This is a genomic window from Azospirillum sp. UFLA03-27 (assembly GCF_059803775.1).
The window spans coordinates 1-3,475 of the sequence record NZ_JAUQTX010000405.1; the positions used below are offsets into that span (position 1 = coordinate 1).

3 protein-coding genes are annotated in these 3,475 nt (G+C 67.2%); all 3 read left to right on the plus strand.

Features of this window, described 5'->3' with window-relative positions; genetic code table 11:
- Positions 1 to 1,139 (plus strand): PqiB family protein (locus Q4I23_RS31505; RefSeq protein WP_498528827.1); only part of this gene is annotated, 1,139 nt, incomplete at its 5' end.
- An 8-nt stretch (positions 1,140 to 1,147) separates the two neighbouring features.
- The gene (locus Q4I23_RS31510; protein WP_454016911.1) at positions 1,148 to 1,771 is read left to right on the plus strand and encodes a PqiC family protein; all 624 of its coding nucleotides are present in this window, start codon (positions 1,148 to 1,150) and stop codon (positions 1,769 to 1,771) included.
- Positions 1,772 to 2,093: 322 nt separating this feature from the next.
- Positions 2,094 to 3,475, plus strand: a 1,382-nt coding sequence (locus Q4I23_RS31515) for a pyruvate formate lyase family protein (protein WP_498528828.1), incomplete at its 3' end; no start/stop codon positions are given.

Here is a 3,475-nt window from a genome sequence, read left to right on the forward strand (position 1 = left end):
GTTATAGTCTCGTGGGCTCGGAGATGTGTATAAGAGACAGGGACTGGCAGTCGCTGACCATCCCGGTCTTCATCCATGCCCCCTATGACCGGATCGTCCGGCCCAACACCCGCTTCTGGAACGCCAGCGGCCTGTCGGTGTCCATCGGGCCGGAAGGGCCGACGGTGGCGTTGGAATCGCTGCAATCGCTGGCGACCGGCGGCGTGTCCTTCGAGACTCCCGGCCTCGGCGGCCCCGGCGACAGTGGCGAGATCGCGGCGGAGGGCACGGACTTCCCACTCTATGAGAGCCGAAACGCTGCCAGCGATGCCCGCTTCACCCGGCGGGTGCCCTTCCTGGTGCATTTCGACGGGTCGGTGCGTGGGCTGCATCCGGGGTCCGCGGTGGAGTTCCGCGGCATCCGGGTGGGCGAGGTGACCGACATCCGCCTCGACGTGGACCCGGTCACCGGCGAGGCCCGCATCCCGGTGACCCTGAACATCGAGCCGGAGCGGCTGGGCAGCGACCTGCCGGCGGCGCACGACACCGAGACCGCCTATGCCCGCATGAAGGCGTTGGTGGAGCAGGGGCTGCGGGCGCAGTTGCGTACCGGCAACCTGCTGACCGGCGAATTGATCGTGACGCTCGACCTGTTCCCGGACGCGCCAAAGGAAACACTGGTCCGTGGCGGCCCCTACCCGGAACTGCCCTCCCAGCCGAACGTGCTCGACACCGCGACCAAGACCGCCACCGACCTGATGAACGAGTTGGCCCGCGCGCCCATCGCCGAAACGGTGGTGGAACTGCGCTCGACCATCCAGAAGGCCGGCGCCCTGATCGGCTCGCCGGAGATCGCGCAGGCCATCGGCTCGCTCAGCCGGTCGCTCGCCGAACTGGAAAAGACGACGCAGGCGCTGGGCAGCGAGGGCGAGCCGACCATCCGCGCCCTGCGCGACGTCGCGGAAAACACCTCCAAGTTGGTCCGGCAGGCCGAGAAGACGCTCAGCAGCGCGGACGGGCTGGTCAACTCGTCCCGCCCCGCGGTCAGCGACCTGCAGGGGCTGGTGCGCGAACTGACCGCCGCGGCCCGCTCCATCCGCGGCCTGACCGACTATCTCGAACGCCATCCCGAAGCCCTGATCCGGGGCAAACGCGGTTGAGGATTCCCATGGCTCCGATTGTTCACATCCGCCGCCACGCTAATCGCCTTCTGCTGTGCGCTTCCGCCGTGGTTTTGCTGGCCGCCTGCAGCACGCAGCCCAGCCGCTTCTACCATCTGGACGCCGTCACGCCGGACGCCGCCCCGCCGAGCGCCGCCCCGTTGCGGGGAAGCGAGACGCAACGGCGCGTGATCGGGCTGGAGGACGTGAAGGTCCCCGGCTATCTCGACCGCTCCGAGCTGGTGATGCGGGCGCCGGGCAACCGGCTGGTCGTCATGGAGTTCGACCGCTGGGGCGGCCCTCTCGACGAGATGGTGACCCGCACGCTGCTGCGGAATCTGGAGAAGGGCCTGCCGGGTGCGGAGGTGGTGGGCCTGCCGCTTCAGCGCGACTTCCCGCTGTCCCAGGTGGTGGAGGTGACGCTGGACCGCTTCGACGCGGCGGAGGACGGGCCGGCGGTTCTGGAGGCGCGCTGGCGCGTCTTCGACCAGGGCGGCGACCGGCTGCGCCGTCTGGGCCACACCGCGGCGCAGGAACCGGTGAGCGCGGCCGGCGATCCTGGTGCCGTCGCCGACGCCCTCAGCCGCACGCTGGCCCGCTTGGCGCAAGATATCGCAAGTGCGCTGCGCTGATCCCGGCCGTTTGTTTTAAAACAGGCAATCCAAATGAAAATATTCGATCTCCGATGGATTGTCTCAAATGCTGCGACGCAAAAGCGGCAGGTTTCTTCTGCTTTTATGACAGGACCTACCTTGGACGGTGCCCTGCGTATTTCGCAGGGATTGATTGATTGGGATCAATGAGGCTGGGGAGCTTTGGGCGCCTACTGATCGGGCAAGCGCGATGCTTGGTCGGGCGGGTCCGTCCGGTCCGGCGCCGCGCAACGTGGCGCGGCCCCCGCCGGGGAGGGCAGGGACCGCCGCAGACCAACAGAGGCGCGTCATGGATTCCCTGATGTTCGAACCGAAAATCCCCGTTGCCGAAGCCGAGACGCCGAACCCCTGGCGCGGTTTTGCGCCCGGTTCCTGGCGGACCACGGTCGATCTGCGCGATTTCATCGTGAAGAACGTCCGCCCCTACGGCGGCGACGGCAGTTTCCTCTCCCCGGCCAGCGACCGCACCCTGTCGCTGTGGAACAAGGTGCGCGATCTCCTGAAAGAGGAGCGCGCGGCCAAGGGCGGCGTTCTCGACGCCGACACGGAACTGGTGTCCTCCATCGTCAGCCACGCCCCCGGCTACATCGACCGGGAGCTTGAGGTCATCGTCGGGCTTCAGACGGACAAGCCTCTGAAGCGGTCGATCATGCCCTTCGGCGGCTGGCGGATGGTCAAGACGGGCCTGGAAGCCTACGGCTTCAAGCCCTCGCCCAAGCTGGACGACGTGTTCCCGGCGCTGCGCAAGACGCACAACGACGGCGTCTTCGATGTTTACACCGACGAGATGCTGCGCTGCCGCAAGTCGGGCGTCATCACCGGCCTGCCGGATGCCTACGGCCGTGGACGCATCATCGGCGATTACCGCCGGCTGGCGCTCTACGGCGCGACCTTCCTGATCGAGGACAAGAAGGCCCAGTACAAGAGCCTGGAGGTCGACCGCATCGACGAGCACACGCTGCGCCTGCGCGAGGAGATCACCGAGCAGATCCGCGCGCTTCGCGACCTCGTGACGATGGCGGCGTCCTACGGCTTCGACGTGTCGCGCCCGGCGACCAACGCCTTCGAGGCGGTGCAGTGGACCTACCTCGCCTATCTGGCAGCGGTGAAGGAGGCCAACGGAGCGGCCATGTCGCTCGGCCGCGTGTCGAGCTTCCTCGACGTCTACATCGAGCGCGACCTGCGCGAAGGCCGCCTGGACGAGGCGGGCGCTCAGGAACTGATCGACCAGTTCGTCATCAAGCTGCGCATGGTGCGTTTCCTGCGGACGCCGGAATATGACCAGCTCTTCTCCGGTGATCCGACCTGGGTGACGGAGTGCATTGGCGGCATGGCGCTCGACGGGCGCACGCTGGTGACCAAGGGCAGCTTCCGCATGCTCCATACGCTCCAGAATTTGGGTCCGGCGCCGGAACCGAACCTGACCGTGCTGTGGTCGGAAAGCCTGCCGGAGGGCTTCAAGAAATTCTGCGCCGAAACGTCGATCAAGACCTGCTCGGTGCAGTACGAGAACGACGACCTGATGCGGCCTTACTGGGGCGACGACTACGGCATCGCCTGCTGCGTCTCGGCCATGCGCATCGGCAAGCAGATGCAGTTCTTCGGCGCCCGCGCCAACCTCGCCAAGACGCTGCTCTACGCCATCAACGGCGGCCGCGACGAGGTGTCGGGCGAGCAGGTCGG

Coding starts and splice junctions, on each gene's coding strand:
- Q4I23_RS31510 (WP_454016911.1), top strand. CDS start 1,148: ATGGCTCCGATTGTTCACATCCGCCGCCACGCTAATCGCCTTCTGCTG.